9 protein-coding genes are annotated in these 18,820 nt (G+C 32.2%); 2 read left to right on the top strand and 7 right to left on the bottom strand.

What is annotated here, in order from left to right; translation table 11 throughout:
- Positions 1–328: 328 nt before the first annotated feature.
- Together XJ32_RS07155 and XJ32_RS12865 are read left to right on the top strand one after the other, a co-directional pair.
- Entirely contained in the window at positions 329–11,494 is an 11,166-nt protein-coding gene (locus XJ32_RS07155; protein WP_077388827.1) for a helicase-like domain-containing protein, read from the top strand.
- Between the two features lie 134 nt (positions 11,495–11,628).
- Positions 11,629–12,462: a hypothetical protein gene (locus XJ32_RS12865; protein ID WP_233714107.1), complete on the top strand. Its 834-nt coding sequence runs from the start codon at positions 11,629–11,631 to the stop codon at positions 12,460–12,462.
- Positions 12,463–12,551: 89 nt separating this feature from the next.
- On the opposite strand, the gene XJ32_RS11900 is transcribed toward XJ32_RS12865, so the two are convergent.
- The 7 genes from XJ32_RS11900 to XJ32_RS07115 all read right to left on the bottom strand — a co-directional run bounded on the left by XJ32_RS11900 (position 12,552) and on the right by XJ32_RS07115 (position 18,680).
- Positions 12,552–12,710: a hypothetical protein gene (locus XJ32_RS11900; protein WP_155761474.1), complete on the bottom strand. Its 159-nt coding sequence runs from the start codon at positions 12,708–12,710 to the stop codon at positions 12,552–12,554.
- A gap of 1,205 nt (positions 12,711–13,915) precedes the next feature.
- Positions 13,916–14,398: a hypothetical protein gene (locus tag XJ32_RS07140; RefSeq protein ID WP_077388826.1), complete on the bottom strand. Its 483-nt coding sequence runs from the start codon at positions 14,396–14,398 to the stop codon at positions 13,916–13,918.
- A 613-nt stretch (positions 14,399–15,011) separates the two neighbouring features.
- Positions 15,012–15,593 (bottom strand): D-sedoheptulose 7-phosphate isomerase, encoded by a 582-nt coding sequence (gene gmhA / locus XJ32_RS07135; protein WP_077388825.1) that lies wholly within the window; start codon positions 15,591–15,593, stop codon positions 15,012–15,014.
- A 90-nt stretch (positions 15,594–15,683) separates the two neighbouring features.
- Complete coding sequence (locus XJ32_RS07130; protein ID WP_254422306.1) at positions 15,684–16,790, bottom strand: glycosyltransferase family protein; 1,107 nt, start codon at positions 16,788–16,790, stop codon at positions 15,684–15,686.
- Positions 16,751–17,113, bottom strand: a complete 363-nt coding sequence (locus tag XJ32_RS07125) for an NAD-dependent epimerase/dehydratase family protein (RefSeq protein WP_254422525.1) — start codon at positions 17,111–17,113, stop codon at positions 16,751–16,753. Before XJ32_RS07125 ends, XJ32_RS07130 begins: the two co-directional genes overlap by 40 nt.
- Complete coding sequence (locus tag XJ32_RS07120) at positions 17,080–17,769, bottom strand: NAD-dependent epimerase/dehydratase family protein (protein WP_077388822.1); 690 nt, start codon at positions 17,767–17,769, stop codon at positions 17,080–17,082. Before XJ32_RS07120 ends, XJ32_RS07125 begins: the two co-directional genes overlap by 34 nt.
- A complete protein-coding gene (locus tag XJ32_RS07115; RefSeq protein ID WP_077388821.1) occupies positions 17,754–18,680 on the bottom strand; it encodes a phosphotransferase in 927 nt (308 codons plus the stop codon). The genes XJ32_RS07120 and XJ32_RS07115 overlap by 16 nt, the downstream gene beginning before the upstream one ends.
- Between the last annotated feature and the right edge of the window lie 140 nt (positions 18,681–18,820).

The raw sequence follows: 18,820 nt of genomic DNA, 5'->3' as shown, positions 1-18,820 counted from the left end.
CCATAACTCATATTCTCCCAATTTTTTCTTACCTAAAAATTTATACACATTTGTTTTCATTAAATATTAATTCTAAATGCTTTTGTGATTTTTGCAAGATAGTGTGTAAGTAACTAGTGTGTTTGGTTAATGCGATATTACCATTGTTATACAATACTTTTGTCAAGTTTGCCCTTTTTGTGTTTATTGTATTTTACAAGAAATGGTTGAGAATTCGTCAAATATCATTTTGCAATATATTATAAGTAATCAATAAAAATAGATTTTAAATGTATAAAAATAACATAAACAAGAATTACAAGAGAGAAAAGAAGTTATAGATAATGCTTTGAGTGAAGCTAGAAAAGATATAGAGACTATACAAAGGGAAGTTATAGAATCTAATCCTAACTTCATGCCTACTAGACAAATAGATGACTTTGACAATGAAGCAACTTATAAAATGGAAGTAGAGTTTGATAAACTCGGTATGCAAGAGTTTCAAAGAAAAATAGAGAGTGGGGAAATACAGCTAGATAAACCTACTCAAAAGACACTAGAGAATGCCTATTCACAATATAATCATTTATTACAAAAAAGAGAACTGCTAGAGAAAGACTTGCAAAGCTTTAAAGCCTTTGATGATAACAATATCTTAAAGACAAATAGCACACTTATAGCACAAACACAAAGAGTATTACATCAAATACAAGATGATATTAGCTTTACCAAAGAAGCTATAAAAGATATAGAGAGTGAATTAAGCACAAGTAATAAGGCTTTAATGCTTTTAAATACTCATGCAGAGACTAAAAAAGAAATCCATGCTTTTAGTAATCTTTTAGTCCCAACACAAACACAAACTAAACCAAGCTTTGCTACAAACTTAATGAAACAAGATACACAAGGCTTAATCCCATATAACAGCACACAAGCAAATAATGCTTTAATCCCTTATAACACACCACAAGACACTAAACTACTAGCATATAATGAAACAAAGCTATTAGAGTATAAAGAGACACTACACGCCTTGCAAAAGCTAGACAAAAGCTTTAAAGACTTTATGAGTATGCCGTTTAGCATTATTGTAGATTCTAAAGGCAATGCACTGCCTTTAACTTCTCAAGCTATAAAGAACTTTATATTTCATAATCTTTATAAAGAGTTTCTAAATACTACAAAAGCATTAAATAAGCCTTTAGCACAATTAGACTTTAAACCTTTAAGCAATGAGATAAAAGCACTGCCATATAAAGCTAATGCTAACCTAAAAGCACATTTAAGAGATATTAATGCTAAGACTAATGACTTTTTAGATTCTATGCAAGAGATTAAAAACACTACAAAAGAGATAAAGCTGCTGCCATATAATAAACCTAGTGAAAATAAAGCAGTAGAAGTGGATAGGTTTAGGAATGTGCTAGTTTCTAAGCCTTTGCAACATGAAAGCTTTGTTAGACAAGATTTGAGAAAGAGAGTTTGGCAAGAAAACGAGAATTACGATATTAGCAACCCCAAACTTTTTAGCTATAAATTCCTTGACAACAAAGAAATAATAAATATGCCAGACTTTGCATTAAGCGATAGGGGAAGGGCAATAAAAAAGGTAGTGGCAGAAGAGCCAAAACAAAGAGAGTTAATAGAACAGATAAATGCAGGGCAGACAGAAAAGTTTAGTGAATTTATGGATAAAGAAAGGGAAGCCCTGCAAGCCTTAAAAGTTAATCTACAGCATGATGAGACTACCGCACAAAGATTTATAGACATGGCAAATATGTTTAAGGATAATGAGCTAAAAAGGGAATATTTCAAAGAAATGCTTAATGTTGCTGACACTATAAGGCATCACACAAACACAACTTACCCTATGTTTGAAAAAGCATATAAAGATTTGTTAAAAGAGATGTTCCCAACAAAGCCAAAAGACATTCACTTTACAGACAAAAAGGGTAAGGAACATATACTTACAAAAGAAGTGCAACAACAATGGCTAGATACATTTAACCTTAAAAGCTTAGATGATACATTTATTCCAAGCATTCCACAAGAAGTAAGGGAAGCCATAGGTAAAGATATTAAAGTCAATTTTAAAGATTTATTGAAATTGGTAGAAAATGGTAGAGAAAAATATATCCCACAAATACGAGAAACTTTTTCAAAACCTGAAGCGGCGTTTATTGACGAGCAAAACGATTTAATATTTGCAAGGACAATGACAGATAATTTATTTTTTGTGAATGTGAGTCGTGATTATGGGGAAAATTTCTTAAATGTAACACTTAGTCCAAAAAAACATAATACTTTGTTAAATAAATTAAAAAATGCAAAAGAAGTATTTATTGATAAAGTGTCTCCCGAGCTTCGAGATTCCTCAGCACATAAAGCTTCTACAGATTTCCTGTCTTCCACCAGCAGAGACACACAGAATCCTACCACAAAACAGGAAATAAGTAAAGATATAGAATCTAAAAGCACACAAGAACCTGTAACACAAAAAGAAACACAAGAGAATACACAAGCAATAAATCAAAGTGAAGGCATAAGAGAGCAAAACCAACATTTACACCTTGAAAGCTTAGATACAACACGCTTTTTTGAAACTATCAATAATATGCAAGGCAAAAATCTAAGCAAAAAAGACAAAATACAATTATTTGATAGCTTTACTTCTGCCCTGCAATCTAGGCAAGATTTAATCATTGATGAAATTGAGAGAATCTTAAAACATGCAAATAAAAGCGGTGATAGGAAATATAAAGACTTTAGCGATTTAGATGAATACGCTATGAAGGAAATTTTCTTTAAGCTTAAAAATAGGGATTTATATGATGATTATGAAAGCATACTTAAAGCTTTAAAGGCTAATAAGGATATTGATTGGGATAAAAGCATTTTTAAAGAATTTCAAAATACTGAAAAAGGCATTGCTTTAAGTAATAATAAGATTAGCAGTGGCGTTGCAGAAGACTTTGCAAAAAGTCTAAAGGAATGGGAGCTAGATAATAATCATATTGTTAATAAATTTAAAGATACAATACAATCACAAAAAATAAAGGATACACATGCAAACACAAAACAAAACTCAAACACAACAAACCATACAGACAAAGAAACAAGCACAAAAGAGAGCTACACAGACAATCAACATGAAGCTACTCAAAGAGAGAATGGAGCTGACACTGAGTGGATTACTACACGCACGAGCAATAATCCACAAGAAAATAAGGACACAGAGACAACTCTCACAAGAGACAATGGAATTAGCGATGAGTATTCACCAAGCTCAAAAGAGATGGCACAAAGCGGGAATGAAAAAACTCATGAAAAAAGAGATATACGAGATGACTCTAGCCATAGCAGCAGCGACATTGAAGCCAATGCTAATATTAGCAGAGATACACAAGGACATAATGCTAGAATCAGACCTGATGAGACTGACAACAAGCGATATAAGCATGATGGAAACGATGATAGGACTAACTCAAGGACTAGAATACACAGAAATGTATCTCTAAAGAAAAAAGGCAAAAAGGATTCTAACACAAATATAGAATCTAAAGTTGCCACACAAGACATAGACACACAATCTACACCACAAGTAAAACCCAAAAAACTCACTGATAAGGAAGTAATCGATAATTTCTTAAAAGAATATGATAATCATGAATATGGAAGCAAAGACATATCATTAATAAAAAATATCGACAAACCTGAAAATTTAATGTATATAGTTAAGGCAATCAAAGATTTTAACGAAGCTAGAACTTTACAAGATGATATATTAAAAATTGATAGTAAAGCAATTGCTGATGCTGGTGTTTTAAGCCTTGAAGAAAGGCAGCAACTTGGCAGGGGAATGGGCGATTTGCTGCCAACTCTTAAGGAAGCTTTTCATTATTTGCATAAAGCACCATATCCTGCAGAAATATATAAGATAAGTAACATTAAAAAAAGATTAAAAGAAGTCAAAAAAGCCTATAATCTAGTCCAAGAAAAAGGCTTACATAGATTTGACTATCCACAAACAAATAAAGATGTTTCGCTTAACGCTCAACATGACAAGGAAATACCTGCAAACACACATGAAAAAGAAACACCAAAAACCACAAAAGAAATAATCAAAGAAGCAAAGGCAAGTGGTAAGAGTGTAAGAGAGACACAAGAATTAATAGACAAAAACAAAGCTACTGAAACATTCACAGATAGCTATGGTAAAACACATGAGATACCAAAAGAGATAGCACAAGCTTGGAAAAACACCTTTAATCTAAAAAGCCTTGATGAAGCTTATATCCCAAGCTTTACCCCTGAAGTAAAACAAGCTTTAGATTCTATTTTGCAAGGCGAAGATATTAAGCTATCTGCTGGGAGCTTAGTAAAGCTTATAAAAGAGAATAGATTAAAATATTTAGATAGGATTAAACCTACACTAGAACAGCCACAAAGAATTATTCTACAAAACGATGGGGCATTGATTTTTGCTAGAGATTTTGGAGAGGAAAAATATTTTACAAGTGTAGCCAGAAACAATGAAGGCGAGTGGATTATTAGAAGTAATGCACCAAAATCAAAAAATGGATTAAATAATAAAATATCAGCAGGGGGAAAAGAGATTTATAATAGTCAAGCGACTAATCAGATTAACGCTCATAGCCCTTACGATGATATAGCTAAGTCTAATATCAAGCTTGACAATGACATTATACCACAACAAAAACCAAAAGAAAAACAAAGTCCAAAAGAATTAGAAAATATAGAAAGTGATAGCAATCCAGCAGGCATTCTAAACCCTGAAGAATTAGCAACACTGAATAAAGAATTTAAACTCGGTGAAATACAAGACTTAAAAGGACAAAAAGCCCTATATGATGCAAATATAGAATCTCTTAGTTTGCTTGATGATATACTAAAGAGTGGCAGAGTAGCAACTGATGATGAAAAAAGGATTTTGAGTAATTTTAGAGGCTTTGGTAAGGCAAGTAATGAATTATATCAAGTGATAAAAGAAAAAGGTGAGAGACTAGATAGCCTTAATAAGCTTTTAGAGAGTTTGAGTGAATCTGTTGGAGCAAAGATAGATGCTGATTATTTATTCCGCAGGGCAGGTGATGCTTACTACACACCTACACCTATTGTAGAATCTATGGTAAAACTTGCTAAGGATTTAGGACTAAACAATAATCATGTTATACTAGAGCCTAGCAGTGGGAGTGGTAGATTCTTAGGGCAGTTTCACTCTAATGCTAATGTAGTAGGCATTGAGCTAGACCCTTTTACTGCTAAACTATCACAGACTATATATCCCTACTTTAAGATAGATAATGCAGGATTTCAAAACTCTAAATTTGCAAAAGATGACTTTTATGATTTAGTTATAGGCAACCCCCCTTATAGTAACTTTACTATTAGAGATGATAATTTTAGTGCTTCGGCTCATAACTACTTTATGAAAAGGGGTATTGATAAATTAAGAGTTGGGGGTATTAGCATACAGATAGTAACAAAAAGCTTTATGGATTCTAGTAATGACTTAGTGCGTAAAGAGATAGCTAAGAATGCAAAGTTTCTAGGTGGAGTAAGACTGCCAAATAATGCTTTTAAAGATGCAAGTGTAACGACTGATATACTTGTATTTAAAAAGGTGAGTGCTGCTGAAGCTAAAAAGCTAGATAACTCATGGATAGAGACAACAGAGTTAAATGGCATACCTGTAAGTAAATACTTTGTAGATAACCCACAAAATGTTCTCGGTGAAATGAAAGTTGGTAAAGGACAATTTGGGGATATAGTGCATGTTATAAATAAAGAGGGCATTGACTTTTCTAACTTTGATTTAATGCCATATTTAAATAAAAAATATGATTTTGATACATTAAGACTAAAAGATAATAATACGCATTCATTAAAAGACTTAGAGAGTGAAGTAAAGACTACACAAGATATTACAGATAGTCAAATGGGTGCTGTAAGATATGATAAAGAACAAGATAAGTTTATAAAAAATGATGGGGGAAGTGATGATGAGCTTGACTTAAAAGAGTATCTACAATCACTAGAAGTTACTTGGAAACCTGAAACAATAGAAAAAAGAATAGCTGAATATAAAGAGTTAGCCCCAAAGATAAGCGAATTGCAAAGCACATTAAAAAGCTTACAAAAAGCAGAGCTAGATTCTGAAGCAAGTAATGAAACAATCTCTGCATTAAGACAAAAGCTAAATAGTGATTATGAAGCAGTAGTGGGTAAGAATGGTAGCTTTTATACAAAGGATAAAAAGGTATCCCCTAGATTTAAACTCTTTGAAATGGTAGATGATACAAGCTTTGAAATCTTTGCATTAGAAAAAGCACCGCTTGTAAAGAATAATAAAGTAGTAGGGGCAGAAAGGGCAGATATTTTTACTAAGCGAATAAGCTATCCTTATGTAAGACCACAGAGTGCAGATAATCTAGCTGATGCCATGCATATAAGCTTAAATGAGACTGGATATAATGATTATCAAAGGATAGCTGACCTTTTAGGAAGCGATGTAGATTCTGTAAAAAAAGAGTTTTTAGATAAAAAGCTAGAGTATTTAGACCATAATGGCGAGAGATTAAGTAAAGATATATTCTTAAGTGGTGATGTAAAGACAAGACTAGAATCCTTTCATGATGAATATGGATTACCAAAGTTTAGCGATGATGAAACAATCGCTCATTATCAAAAGATAGCCTATGAAGATTTAAAGAATGTTATACCTGATGATATAGAAGTGCCACATATTGAAATACCATTAGGGGCGAATTGGCTTGATAAAAACATTACTGATAGCTTTTTAAGTGAGATTGTAGGACTAGACTATCTTAACACAAATTATATACATGGGGTTGGTTGGAAAGTCAATTTTGATGGATTAAAAGATAGAGACTTTATGATTGCAACAGGCAAGGATTTCAAAGCAAATACAGGTGTAGAATATATCAATGGTATTGATTATATAGAGGATATGCTAAATAATAAAACTCTAGTCGTGCAAAAGACAATAAAAGGTGATAAGGATAAAACAATCATATATAGAGACCCTATTGCAACACAAAGCCTAGAATCTTTAAAAAAGCAATTAAAAAGAGAGTTTAAACAATATATCCTAGATAATGATAGCTTCAGTGAAATAGCACAAAAGCAATATAATGATACTTTTAACAGAGAAGTAGCAAGAAAATATGATGGCAGTCATTTAAAACTACATGGGGCAAATAGTGATATAGAGTTAAGAAAACACCAAAAGAATGCAGTATTTAGATTTTTCCAAGAGTTAAGCTCTCTTTTAGCCCATGATGTAGGCACAGGTAAAAGCTATACAATGATAGCTTCTGCGATTGAGGGAAAAAGGCTTAAAGTGCATAATAAGCCTATGATAGTATTACCTAATCATGTAGCCCCACAAATAGCAGCAGAAGCAAGGAGATTATATCCTAATGCGAATATAAAGCTTATTCAAGCAGTATCAAGGAAAGATAAAAACAGAGCCTTAGCAAGTCTTAAAAACAATAGCCATGATATTATCATTACGACCTATACCGCTTTTACAAATATGAATGTAGCCCCAAGTGCTTTTCAGGATTATGTAGAAAAGGAAATCAAGTTTTTAAGGCAAATACAAAAGAAATTAAAAGAAGATGGTAATGCTTCTAAAAGAGAGTTAAACTCTATTGAAAGTCGCATAGAAAAAGCAGAAGAGAGGGCAACTAACTATGCTAAAAGTGTAGCCAATGATAAACAGAATGTATTCTTTGAAGATTTAGGTATAGACACCTTAATGTTTGATGAAGCACATTATCTAAAGAATCTGCCTATATTTACCGCTCAAAGAAATGTAAGAGGTATAGGAAGTGCAGATTCACAAAGGGCAATTGATGCCTTTATGAAAATAAGTCAAATGAGAGATTTGCCTAATAATAGAGTGCTATTTGCAACAGGCACACCGATTACAAACTTTATCAGTGATATTTTTACAATGCAGAGATTTTTAGGCTCTAAAGACTTAGAAGCTAAAGGCATAGATGTGTTTGATGAGTGGTGTAAAATGTTTGCAGGGGCTAGTAGTGAATTTGAGATGAAAGCAACAGGGGAGTATAAACTCACTTCAAGGCTTAGAGACTTCTCAAACCTGCCAGAATTAAAAGCTATGTATTATAAGTTTGCAGACTTAGTAACTAAAGAAGATATGCAAAAAGCCATACTAGAAGAAGGTGGCAAGATTATAGAACCAAAGGTAAGAAGAATACCTGTTGTATTAAAAAGAAACCAAGCACAAATAGATTTTATGGAGAGTGTGAAAAAAAGGGCAAAAGTTTTACAAGAAAATCCACAAGCTGCAATGGAGAAAGGCGGGGATAATATGCTAAAGATTATCTCTGATTCTAATAAAGCAAGTATTGATATGCGTTTAATTGATTCTTCATATAAAAGAGATGAGAATGGAAAAATATCAGCAGCAGCTAATAATATCTTAGAAGTGTATAATGACTTTAACGAGCATAAAGGCACACAATTAGTATTCCTAGATACTTCAGTGCCAAAAAAGCCCATCAAACCTGAAACACTAGAGAAATGGCAAAAAGAATTAGAAAGAATAGATTCAGTAATACAAAATCAATCTCATAATCTAAGCGATAATCAACTAGAAAAACTAAGAGATAAAGCAAGTGATTTAGAAAGCAAGATTGCAAGGGGAAGTGATGGATTTAGTGCTTATAATGATTTAAAAGATTTACTCATAGAAAAAGGTATTAAAGAAAACGAAGTAGCATTCGTGCATGACTTTGAGGGCATTAAAAAAGAAACTCTATCTCAAAAGATTAATAGTGGTGAGATTAGAGTATTAATCGGCAGCACAAGTAAAATGGGTGCAGGGAGTAACTTCCAAGAAAGACTAGCAGCAATACATCACCTAGACCTAGATTGGACACCTGCTAATATGGAGCAAAGAGAAGGCAGGATTATAAGACAAGGTAATCGCTTAATGGATTTAGTCCCTGACTTTGAAGCTAGAATCTATACTTATGTAACAGAACAAATGAGTGATAGCTTAATGCTTCAAACACTAGAGCAGAAAACAAAGATAATAAAACAAATACAAGACCCAAACCTTAAAACAAGAGTGATAGAAGATATAAGCGAAGATAACTTGCATGGCAGACTAAAAGCTATGACTAGCCCTAATGCGGAACAAGAGTTAGAAGCTATGAATATAGTAAAATCCATTGATGAAGTAGAGAATGCCATAAGCACACATGATTTAATCCTTAAAAATAATCACAATAAAATAGAGAATGCAAATAAATTAGAATCTAGTATGCAAAAGGATATAAACACACTAGAAGCTTTTAAAAAGCAAACACAAGATAATACTACCATAAGCTTTGGAAAAGAGAAAATAAACTTTGCTAAGGATAATAAGGCAAAGACAAGTAAAGATAATAAAACAGACACACCAAAGGCTACAAAAGATAAAGACAAAAAGAAAGAAAAAAGCCCTGAATCTTTAGCTAATGAAAAACTAAATGCAATCATACAAGACTTTGCAAAGTCTAGCGATAACATTAAAGTAATATGTGAGTATCGTGGATTAAATATCTTAGCAAAAAAGGGATATAGCGGCATGATTGACTTTTATTTAGGTAAAGATTTAAATGAAGCTTTAAGCATTTCTATAAGACTAGATGTAAGAGATGCTGCATATACAGATAAAAACTATATGCAAAGATTTCATAATGGCTACAATAAGCTTATAAGTGATGAATATATAAAAGAATTACAAGGGCAGATACAAAAAGCAAAAGATACAAGAGAAAAGGCAAAAAAGGCTTATGAAAAAGAGATTGCCAACAAAGAGAGTGTAGCGGAGCTTAGAAATAGCTTGAATGAAATGCTAGTAAGACAGGCAGAATTGCATAGCTTTTTAGGCAGGGCAAGTGATTCTGAAATAGAGAGACTAAAAGCTATATATGGTGATGGGTTTGAAGATATTGTGAAAGGGAAGTTTAGTAAAGAGAGTGAAAATAAAGCATTAGATAATAATACAGCTAATAATATAGCAGAGAATGACTTAGAACAAACACTAGAGCCTACTATGCAAAAGTTTAATTACGATGAGAGAAAGGCAAAAGATTTACTAGAGTGGCATAAAGATTCTAGTCCTTTGACAAAAGATGAAAATGGAGTGCCAAAAGTGTTTTATCATGGAAGCGGTGCGGAATTTGAAGTGTTTGAAAAAGAGAAAGACAGAAGTGGTTTGGGCTTTTGGTTTGCACTAGATAAGGATTATGCTAAAGAGAAAGCAAGGTTTAGAGGAATAAATGGAGGAATACTCTATGGAGTGTTTTTACACGTTAAAAAGCCGTTAGATTTAAGAAGGGCAAATAAAGATTATCCTGCTGATATTAAAAATGAATTGACAGAAAAAGGTTTAAATCTTAATTCCTATGACACACAAAGCAGGGAAGTACAAGATTTTTTAAGAAGTAAAGGCTATGATGGTATTATTTTGGATGTTGATTCAAGTGATTTTTTTGTAGTCTTTGATTCCAATCAAATAAAGCACATTGACAATAAAGGAAGCTATACAGATACAAAAGGCAATATCACTAAGACTAAACCAAAGAATAAAGAATCTACACATACCTACTTTAATGATAAAAGCCCTAACATCATGTATGCTAATCCAAAACATTTGGGAATAGGTTTTTTAAGTGGCACAGCAGCAGGAATTGAAACAGATGAGAATGGAAACATTGTAGGCTTTAATCCGCAAAACTTTGTCTTAGGCTTAATTGGTGGTAGTGTTGCAAGTAAGGCGATAAGCAAACTCTATAACAATGAAAGCACACAAAGATATGCTACTTTAGCTATTAAAAGCATACAACAAGACTACAAATCTTTGAGTGAGAATAATCCAGCTATGTTTGCTAAAATAATGCAAAAGTTTAATCCTAGAGATTTTTTAAAAGGCAAAAAGGAAATAAATAGCTTGAGTAATGAAATATTTAACAAAGAGTTAGCAAAAGCCATAGAATCTGCCTTGCAAAATGGTAAAGTAGAGACAATGCCACAAGCAGAGTTTAGAAATAAGGAAGAGTTTGCAAAAATGTTTGATAGCATAAGTGGAAAATATGGGATTATAGAAACGCCTTATAAGGAAGTGAAAGCGGATATAAAGAGTGCATGGCGACATTTTAAACACAATACTAATGGAGCAGATAGAGAAAACATAAAAGGTGGATTCTTTAAAACCTTTAAAGACCCTTTATTTATCGTAGAACAGGCAAGGGAAGGACAAAGTAGCCCTAGCGTGTATTTCTATAAGCCATTTTATGATAATGATAAAAAGTTAATGAATTTGTTTGGAATAGGGATAGATTCTGTTGGAAATATAGATTTTAAGACATATTATTTCGATGAAAAAGAAACTAGGTTAAACGCCATACTAAAGAGTGAAAAAATAAAAATCGTATATATGCAGGAATAGCGGTTGTCTCTCCTTTATGCAATCTAGCACAACATAAAGGCGTTTTGTAATAATCTCCCTTAGCTAGTATCGGTTAAGAGACTAAAACAACCATAAAAGACAACTAGATTATACCACAAAAAAAAGGATTTAACATGATAGACACAAAAAATCTCACTCTAAAGAAATTCCAAGAGAATTTTGATTTTATAGAAGCTAAGATGAAAGATAGTCAAATATATAAAGATGCCTTAGATAGTTTTGTAAAGTATATGCCAAGCTATGCCTTTACAGACGACCAAAAAGCTTTAGCTTATAGCGATTTTATGGCTAAAACATTTTTAGGCGTATTTCAAAGTGCAGTCCAAACTGCATTAACCATAGACCAAAACGAAGTGGCTACAAGAGACGCACAAAATCAAAGTGCTTTAGGCATACTAGGTAAGAAAAAAGAAGTAGCAATGCTATCAAACCAAGTGAAAGAAAGCTTTTTTAAGATACAAGCAAGTAAAATGCAAACAGCACAACTTCAAGCCCAAGCCCTGCAAGATAAAATCAAGGCAGAAGTATTACATAAAAGTGCCAATGATAACGCACAGATAAACAAAGCTAATTGTATGGTAAGTTATCAAAATGTATTATCAAATGCAAATAAACCAGACTTACTCAAAAGCTATGATATGCAGCAAACTACCGTGAATGCACTTAAGGCAATAGGTGAAGCTCCAATCAGTGATTATACAGATGAGTGGAAAAAGGTGCAAATACCTGACTACAATACAGACTTTGATACTACTATACTAGAGATATATGCTACTAAGAGTGTTATAGCTATTGATGAAGTGATAGGATTTCATATTGTTACCTCTATTGAGTTAGTAGAAGTTGAGTGGGATTTTGGTGATGGCAAGGTTAGCAATCAAATGTTAAGAGTAGCCAAAAAGATAATATACTCAAATCTTTCAATAAAGAAGGCTCATATAATGTAAGATTAAAAGCTTTAGTAGAAGTTGAGAATAAAGACTATGTCAATGATAAAAGCCAAGATAAGTTTGTGCTTAAAGAATACTTTAGGGATTTAGAGATTTTGGTGTGTTAAGTGTTTTTTTGCTAGTGTTTGAGTGTTAGTTTGTGTTGTAGAATCTTGTTTTATATGTTTTTGTGTGCTAGATTCTGCATTTTTTAGTTTAAAATCTGTATTTAAGCCAGTGCGACCCTTTCTAAGCCCACACGCCACATTTTAAAGCCAAAAATCTAAATTTATGCTTTTTTGTTGTTTATCAATGTTTCTGTGTCTTTGTGTTTGAGTGTTTTTTTCACGCCACACTTTAGGTTTTAACATCTGTGTCATGTTGAGCGTAAGCGAAACATCTTTATTAGATTCTGTGCTATCTCAACTTCACGCCACATTTGAAAGCCAAAATTGCAATTTTTGCATTCTCAAAGCCTTACAATCCACACGCCACATTTTGCCCGAGATTTTTATATTTTACATGTTTGTTGATAGTAGTGTGTGAGAGGGAACTTATAAAAAAGATTGTTTGTGAGTTTCTTTGACAAAAATACTATGAAATGAAGCAAACAAGGCGAGAATTTAACAAAATTGCAAGAAAATGTAAGTCATTTATGTAAGTTTAATGGTAGATTTAAGTGTAATTTCTATCAAAAAAGCAAAAACTAGCCAAATGTAGCCTAGTTTAGCTTAGTTTTAGAGCCTTATTTCAGTGGAATATCAGCCAAAATTACACAAATAACACACAAAAAACCTAAATCATGCAAACATAAATCACACTAGCCTTTGTATTTACACAAAAAGCCAATCAAAGCAAGGCAATTTCAAAAGAGCCAATCACACAAGCCATAAAGCGTTAAATATTTAAAAATATTTCAATCTCTCTGCAACTTATCTCACTCTTTAAGATTTTCTATCACACATAAATGACACAAAAAATACACTCATGGCACAAATTTTGACACACATATACATTTTATGCCCTATTTTGCGGACTTTGGATAGAATTGTGATTCCAACAATGAAATTTTAAGTTATTTTTAAGTTTTAAATAAAGTTTATTGTAAGCTAGATTATAAAGCATATTTACGCATTGCAATCACTAAGAACACAACACACAAGGGGATTTTTTACTCTTACATTAAAAAGCAATTACCCACTTATGCTAACTCACTTTATATAAGTTACAATATTACACACAAGCATATAATTTTTAAATTTTTTTTCTAGCTAACTCTTATAAATTTATATAACTAGAGAAAATATCGGTTTTTTGGGAATTTGGAGGCAAATAAATTACAATTAAAATGAGCGGACATTTTGCCAAGCCCACCTTTTTATTTCAACTTAGAGTAAATAAAGCGACTTGACAATGAAAAAATGTCGGTTAGACTGGGTAGGGATTTAGAATCCAATAACATGCGCAGTATTTATAATTCTCGTCCTAGTATTTGCAGAGTGGATATAATATTTAAGAAAGTGTATTTCAACCATTCATTATAGTAAGAAAGAGTTTTATAGGCTATTAATGTAATATTTTGGAATGACATATTAATGTCTTTCATTCCCGCTACAAATTTTGAGCCTTTTACAAACACTCGACTACCATTAAAATCATAACCAAGATAACCTCTCGCACCAACCATTGACATAAAGAAGTGTTGATAACCAGCCTTTAGACCAACATGAAATAAACCAACATTGAATGGAGCATCGAATTTATTCATATCAATATCTTTGTAGCCCCCATCAGCATAAGCCTTACTAGTATAGTTATACATTTCCAAACCAAAAAACGAAACACTACCATGCACACCTATAAATAAGCCATTATTTTCTTCTGCTAAAGCGGTATTGCCAAGCCCTATTGTAAGCAATGTGTTTGCAGCCATTACACTAAGCTTCTTCCTCATTTTTTAATCCTTTAAAAGAAACTTCACAAAAAAGCTCAAAGGATTTAAAATTTTAATAAAAACAAACAAATTACAAACTACAAAAAAAAAAAAACGATTTTTCTGCATTTCAATAGAAAAAATGTAACATTTTTATGGGATTTATCGATATTTTTACATAAAATGAGATGAAATCTTGTTTTATTTTAAGCTTTATTTAAGTATTTTAGGGTATGGATTCTTGATGATAAGTTTGAGTGAGTTGTATTTTATGGAATGCAGATTCTAAATGGCATTCCATTAGAAAATAACAATACAAAACCTTTTGCTTGTCATATTAAGTAGCTACAAATCCCACTTTCCTTATTGTTTTGCACTCCTGAATTTTTTAAATTTTTAAGTATCACTACACTGCATACAACAAAATACGATAATGCTTCAAGTCTAACTCCCCAACTTTTAGGATATATGTAGAATTTAAAAGTGAATATAAATATAACCTAGCAATTATGTCTTAAACCCTATAACACAAATACGAAGAAAATGACAGCCTATGCGTATGTATTATCCGCCATTTAACCCTATATTAACTTGCTATCATTCACATAAAACAAATTTCAAAAATCTTTACCACCTACGCCTTAGCTTCCGCAAAACTCTTTTCTATAAGCTCACATAAAATATGGATACATAAAATGTGAATCTCTTGAATGCGAGGGGTATCATCGCTTGGTGCGACAATGCTATAATCACAAAGATTTTTAATAAGCCCACCATCTCTGCCGCTTAGTGAAAGGGTGATACAGCCTATTTTATTTGCCACTTCAAGAGCATTAATAATATTTTGTGAATTACCGCTTGTTGAGATTCCAATCACCACATCACCTTGCATTGCAAGGGCTTCGACCTGCCTACTAAACACATGATTATAGCCATAATCATTGCCAATAGCAGTCAGTGCAGAAGTATCAGTACTTAGGGCAATCGCGCGAAGACCCTTTCTCTCCCGCTTATATCGCCCTGTGAGTTCAGCAGCAAAATGCTGACTATCAGCCGCACTCCCGCCATTGCCACAGATAAGAATCTTTTTATTATCCTGCAAGGCTTTGGTGATAGTTTTTGCACTCTCAAGTAGTATTGGTGCGAGTAAGCCAAGTGCCTTTTGTGCAGTATCTATATGTGCTTTTATCTCATTTGTAACCAAATCTATATCCATAATCATAACCCCTTATCACAATATATTCTTAATATTACTTAAATTTTGATAATAAAGGATTAATGATTGTAACTCTAGATTCGCACAACGCTACACCATATCACCAAAAATATGTTGAAGCATACTTTTAAGATCACTGCTATCGCGTTTTAAGTTAATACTATCACAACTTTTATAGGGGTTGGAGTTAGCATAATCATTAACAATAATTCGTTTAGCATGATATAAGCCATAGATTATTTGATGATATTTTATTCCTTCTTTTTCTAGCTGATTTTCTGTTATAGTTTTATAATCTAGCGTTCTTGAAGTGGTTAGGATAATATAAACTTTGCCTGTATCATAGAGTTTATTCAGCATTGCAACATTTTCGTCTATCTTGCCTGTCTCACCCCATTTTGGCGTAAAAAACTGCCCAGAATTTTTTACCAATGTGCCATCAATATCAACAAATAGTGTAGCAAATTCCCTTTTATAAAGATTCCATTCCTTTATTGTCCCCCAATCTAAATAATCTTGCACTTTTGAGTTAAAGAAAACATGTCCGCTAAGCATCATATTATAAATAATATGTGAGATATACAAATTATCTTCATGTGCTAACTTCTCATAATATTTACAAAATTCTTCACTTGATTCAAAGCCATACCCACCAACATTAAAGATTGAGCCAATCACGCGTTTTTCTATAATATTAGTTATAATATTTTGTTCATTTACAATCACAAAGCTTTTGCTTTTTGCGTATGTTAAATCCATATCATTTAAGTCATAAGTGGATACGAAATTGCCACTAACGCGATTTTCCACAAAGTAATTATCACTATCTTTAATATAGATTTGTCCGCATATATTTGCCTTTTTTATACCTTGATATACGGTTTCTGGTTGTGACTTTGTTTGTTTATCTAGCGTGATAATAGATAGTTTAGAATCACATTTTAGCATTTTAAATTGATCCATTAAAGGCTTTTGTAAATCATATTTTTCATAATGCTCTTTCATGCAAATAATATAGATTTTACTAAATTCCTTTAGATTTAAGCCTCTAATTGCCTCTGTTAGCATAAGATTCCCATTTGGGTGTGTAAGAAGCCATTTGGGCTTTACTCCCGGAAATCTTGATGAATGTCCTGCGACCGGTAAAATAAGATTCATTACATTACTCCAAATATCTTTTTTGCATATTCTATGCAATTAATTAATCCTTTGTCCATATCAATGCTAGGTTTCCAGCCTAGCTGTTTTGCTTTGTCATTATTGCCTAAGGCATATTTATTTACCTCACTCTCTAAGATAGAATCATGCAGCTTTAAAGCACCCTCATATAAAGGCGGATACTTTTCCCAAAAAAGCTTTGCATCTCTAAAAATAGGCTTTATATCTGTTTGTAAATATTTTGCGATAATTTCATAAATTTCTACAACAGAATAAGCCTTGCCTGATGCGACATTAAATGTGTCATACACTACATTATTATCATTCATCACAATCTCACATAGCGAAATAACATCATCAATATAGACATAATCTCTTTTTTGTAAGCCATTTGAATGAAGGACTGGTTGTTGCCCCCCCCCCCCCCCATTAATAGCGTTTTAATGATATAGCCAATTAAAGGTGGATGCTTTCTTTTCATATCTTGGTGTGGTCCATATACATTAAAGAAACGCAAGATAGCAATATGCAATCCATAGGTTTTAAAGAATGAATGACACAGCATTTCAGCTTGTTTTTTAGAAGTGGAATATATGAGATAAGGCGAGGTTTCATCACTCTCTTTTGTGGGAAACTCTTTGTTATTCTCATAAATTGCTGAAGTGCTAGAAAAGACAACTTTTTTCACACCATTAAAGCGTGCAGATTCTAAAACATTTGCACTTCCTGCTACATTAATATCAATGGCTTTATATGGGTCTGTTTGACAATCAGGCAAAGGTGCAATACCTGCAAAATGAAACACATAATCTATGCCTTTCATTACATGTAATAAATCTTTTGAGCGTATATCCATGCCGATAAACTCTCCAAAAAACTCATTATTTACAATCAAGTTATCTAATCGCCCATACGACATATTATCAAGCAATATAACTCTATGCCCCTTTTTACTTAGCACATATCCTAATTGAGAGCCAACAAAGCCCGCACCACCTGTAATTAATATGTTTGACATATTGTATCCTTTATGTTGAGATTGAGAATTTCAGTAACCACATAATCAAAAATGTGATTATCTTTTGCGTAGGGAAGGATTCTAAAAAGATTTATTTTTTGAAAAATGGTGTAATATTTTCTATAAAATTCATATTGCATAAAATGCTTATCTATCATTTCATCTAAGTAGCATAAAAGCATTGCAATTTTAGTTTTATCATAACTTCTTTCATACAACATTACACTCCATTTATGCTTTGTATCCTGCCTAAGCTTTACAATATCTTGCAAGGGCGTTTCAATAAAATTATCTAAAAAATCAATAAGTATAATCTTGTCGTTTGAGAATAAAATATTTGAAAAAGTAAGGTCTCCATGACATCTTCCAAGCGGCAGGGTAATCTCATTTGGAAGTTCTTTTAAATCCCTTTTTATAGAATCTAAACATAGGGTTAGAGATTTGTTTTTACATGTATTTATCTTTTGTGCAACCTCATCGTATTTATTACAGAATATTTCTTTATTTATAGTTGTATATATAGAATCTTTTAGATTATTTTCAATAAATTGCAATAAAATACGCATGGTTTGAGCGATACTTGTAATTGTAGCGTTTTCAAAAAATACAATAAAATCACTTGCATAATAATAAGGCATTGAAAAGCCAACTTTTTCATTATCCTTAGTTTCCCAATATTGCTGTAAAACTTGTGGGATTAGAATCTTGTCATGGTTGTCATACATATTAGCAAATAATATTTGCTTCTCGCATTGCTTTTTTAGTCTAGCTTTGTAGTCTTTATTTGTAGTGGTTTTTAAAATTGTGTGATTATTGATAATTTCTAGCTGACATCCAGAGTGTCCTGCTATATATATATATATATATATATCTTGTTTAGTATTTTGATATGTCAAAGGGTGTTTTGCCATCAATAATAAACCTTAAATTTATATGAAGTTATAGTATCATAAAAGTTTCTAGTATCTATTTGTTTTGTGATATTTTTATAGCGATTTAACAAAATATATAATTTCAAGGTGCATTTTATAGTTTTTCATTGAGCGATATT

Source organism: Helicobacter bilis, assembly GCF_001999985.1.
In the GTDB taxonomy this organism is placed as follows: domain Bacteria; phylum Campylobacterota; class Campylobacteria; order Campylobacterales; family Helicobacteraceae; genus Helicobacter_A; species Helicobacter_A rappini.
The sequence above is the reverse complement of the archived record's forward strand: the minus strand, read 5'-3'. Positions and strand labels throughout refer to the sequence as shown.

Excerpts from the sequence above, each read along its gene's own strand:
- XJ32_RS12865 (WP_233714107.1), top strand. The coding sequence starts at position 11,629 with ATGATAGACACAAAAAATCTCACTCTAAAGAAATTCCAAGAGAATTTT.
- XJ32_RS07140 (WP_077388826.1), bottom strand. The coding sequence starts at position 14,398 with ATGAGGAAGAAGCTTAGTGTAATGGCTGCAAACACATTGCTTACAATA.
- gmhA (WP_077388825.1), bottom strand. The coding sequence starts at position 15,593 with ATGGATATAGATTTGGTTACAAATGAGATAAAAGCACATATAGATACT.
- XJ32_RS07120 (WP_077388822.1), bottom strand. The coding sequence starts at position 17,769 with ATGTCAAACATATTAATTACAGGTGGTGCGGGCTTTGTTGGCTCTCAA.
- XJ32_RS07115 (WP_077388821.1), bottom strand. The coding sequence starts at position 18,680 with ATGGCAAAACACCCTTTGACATATCAAAATACTAAACAAGATATATAT.